Raw genomic sequence first — 3,147 nt, forward strand, 5'->3', positions numbered from 1 at the left:
GTGCCCGGCGCCAGCTGGCGCCAGCTGCCCTGGCCCTCGATGGTCTGCGCCGCCACCTGCTGCGCATCGAGCTGCTGCTGCGCGCGGCGCTGGCCGCGCGTGCTGTCCTGCCAGCCGTACGGGCCGGCGGTGTCCACGTCCTCGGCACCGATCTCGCCCAACGGCGTGGCGTCGGCGCCGGTCGGGCGCAGGCTGCGGCTGCGGGCGCTGGAGGTGCTGCCATATATTGGCTCCACTGCAAACTATTTGTAGAGGTTTTTATAGGACTCCCATAAATCCCCCAAGAAACTCTTGTCGGGTTTGGTCTCGATCTTCTGCATCGGGCGGCGGTTCATGTAGTGCTTGGAGGCGACGAACGAACCGTACGCACCCTCAAGGCTGCTCTCCGCCATGCTGTCGTGGACATATTCAAGAAACCCGCCATACAGCGCCTCGACCTCTGGCAGTCGCTTACCAGGGTTGTTCCATATCCAATAAAGCGCTTGGCCTTGCGGATCGGTGACAAAGAGATTGGAGGCGACCTCTCCGTCGATCTGTTTCTTTGCCTGGTCCATGTTGAAGGTATCGACCGAACGCGCGTTGCGTTCCAGATACCTCAGTTCGGCCGCGAGCTTGTCGTACCGGCCTTTGGCGGCGGGATATTTCGGGGCACCCAACAACCAGGAGTCTGTATGTTCATTGGCAGTCTTGGCGAATTGTTCGTACCACATCCGCAGCCACTGGATGTAGATGATCATATGCCCCTTCATCTGCCCCTGGATGTCCTTGGGCAGCGTGCGCACCACCAGCGGCTCCGGCGGCACATAGCACTGGCTTTCCTGCTCGGCTGTGCGTTGGCCGGGCTTGGTGTAGGTGCAGACGTATGGAAGGTTCAGGCGGATTACTGCGGGGCTGATTTCTCTTACATCCTCTACAAGTGTATTTACGGTAACACGATACTTCCGCTGAAATTCGTTGACTTCATCAGGAATGATAAACTTCACATACAGGTCAAAATCGGTCTTTCTTATCTCATCTACAGTTGGCATAGGTATTCCCGCCGCATATGCCCGGTTGTACATCATCTGAAGTGGATAACGTGCAAGCCCATCCAGTACACCTTCTTCCTCGGCTTCGGCGCCTCCCCCCACATCCACCTGGCTACCAGGAAAAAGCAGCTCCTGTCGGCTGCCCGTCGCGCTGGCCGTGCCTCCAATAATCGTCAATGGCTTGTAGAAGCGCAGTTCATGCGCCGCCGCATAATGCACGCAGCGTTCGACCTCTGGCAGCAACCTCATCTCCGACGACACCTTGTTGCTGAGCGGGATGAATCCGCTCAGCAGGTTGTCGTCGTAGCGATTCGTCACGCAATCGAACAGGCCCATAAAGTGGATCTTGACCTCGACCGCCTGGTAGCGACCACTCGCGCAGATGTCGTCGATCAGTAGCTTGCTGAACGCAAGCGCGATCCCGCCGCCCATGTCGTAGCCAAAGATCGCCACGTTGACCCTGTGCACCGGCAGCCTGGCCTTGGCCAGTGCGAACGCGGCCTTGAAATCGGTCTCGGCCGATTTCAGGCGCGTATCCACGCCCGTGTTGAACAGCGCCGCACCGAGGGTCGAGTCGCGGATCAGCCCGACGCTTTCGGCCCCATAACCAGCGGTATTCTTGGCCACGGCCGCGCCAGCATCCTTGGCTGCGCGCCACGGGTGCCTGACTACGTCCTTCCAGAGCGCACGCCATTCCTTGCGCAATTTTTTCCAGCCTTGCTTAGCTACGGTGGTAACGGGCTTCTGGACCGTCTTGGCAATCTGCTTCGCTTGCGTACTCGCGCGATCTACCACCTCGCCAGCGGTCCAGGCCGCACGATTGGCGTAGGATTTGTCGCTCAGCCGTTCGCTTTCCTTCCAGACATCCAGCACCGCGCCCTTGGCGGCATTCTTCGGTGCGGAGCTGACCTTGTCCTCGATCTCCTTTCCGGCCTTGTCGCCCAGGGCGGCTGCAAGTGCGGCGTTTTCGGGGTCGAATTCTGCGCCAAGACCAGGGTAGTAAAAAGCTCGTGCACCGTGTGCCGGATCTTCGCGTAAGGCCGCATGAATTTTCGCAATGTTGCTTGCAGGACCATTCTTGTTTGTGTAACCAAAACCGTCAAAGAGGAAACTTAACCAGAGCACCTGCTGGCAGGCAGGGCATCTCTGCTCAGCCTGGACTTTTGTGCGATCAAGAAATGCGCGCTTTTGGTCTGAGTCTATACTTTCTTTTCTCACCTGACTCACTTGGAATCTCCTTTTCCATCGGACGTTGCGGGCAATTCTTCTGCACCCATATCATCCACCCATTGCAAAGACGCGGTTCCATCTTTTCGGAAATAAACACGAAAATACCTTGATCGACTTGATTCAGGCTGAGGGATGGTCACTTTTACTTCATGCTCTTCAGCCTTTTTTCCAGCATAGAATTCTTCTTCTGATCTTGCGAAGGTCCACTGCAAATTAACAGTCTTTCCAGGCGTGACATTACATCCGCAAGAAAATTTCCCGCCACCTCCCCACAAATTCCCATCAGTCCGACCCGGAGGATTCCCAAAGCATCCTGAACTGGATTCATTGTCTAGCCAGAATTCATGAATTTTATTTTCGTACTCATTGTAGCCAGTGACACATACAGTTCTAGACTGAGAAAACCCATCCTTGCAACCGCCCAGCAAGAAGATAAACGCCACCATCAAGAATCTAATAATTCTCATATCATAAATGCCTCAAAGACCATTCTCATTTAGCAATAGACGGGGTTGAAGGAAGCTCATCCGCTCCCATATCATCCACCCATTGCAAAGACGCCGTTCCATTCTTGCGAAAGTAAATCCTAAAATATCGTGAACTGGATGATTGTGGATGCGGCGTTTGGACTTTGATGGTGTATTCCTCGGGCTTCACACCGGAATCGTACTCCTGCCTAGTCTGCTCAAATGTCCAGTAAAGATTGACGACCTTACCAGGTGTAACTTTGCATCCGCAAGAAAACTTCCCGCCGCCCCCCCAATGATTTCCAGCTGACTTACCTGGCGGATTACCAAAACACCCAGCCTTTGACTCGTTATCCAGCCAAAATTCATAAATCTGCTTTTCGTATTCATTGTATCCGGTCACGCATACGGTTTTAGATTGT

The 3,147-nt window shown here is 54.7% G+C and carries 3 protein-coding genes and 1 pseudogene; all 4 read right to left on the reverse strand.

What is annotated here, in order from left to right; translation table 11 throughout:
* A pseudogene (locus XBLMG947_RS20790) lies at window positions 1-236 on the reverse strand (phage late control D family protein); the annotation flags it as partial.
* A gap of 6 nt (window positions 237-242) precedes the next feature.
* The gene (locus tag XBLMG947_RS20795; RefSeq protein WP_083993323.1) at window positions 243-2,255 is read right to left on the reverse strand and encodes a phospholipase effector Tle1 domain-containing protein; all 2,013 of its coding nucleotides are present in this window, start codon (window positions 2,253-2,255) and stop codon (window positions 243-245) included.
* On the reverse strand, window positions 2,252-2,704 hold the full coding sequence (locus tag XBLMG947_RS22315) for a DUF3304 domain-containing protein (RefSeq protein ID WP_104537058.1): 453 nt from the start codon (window positions 2,702-2,704) through the stop codon (window positions 2,252-2,254). The genes XBLMG947_RS20795 and XBLMG947_RS22315 overlap by 4 nt, the downstream gene beginning before the upstream one ends.
* Window positions 2,705-2,750: 46 nt before the next feature.
* Window positions 2,751-3,147 (reverse strand): DUF3304 domain-containing protein (locus XBLMG947_RS22320; protein WP_083993325.1); only part of this gene is annotated, 397 nt, incomplete at its 5' end.

It is taken from the genome of Xanthomonas bromi (assembly GCF_900092025.1).
GTDB lineage: Bacteria > Pseudomonadota > Gammaproteobacteria > Xanthomonadales > Xanthomonadaceae > Xanthomonas > Xanthomonas bromi.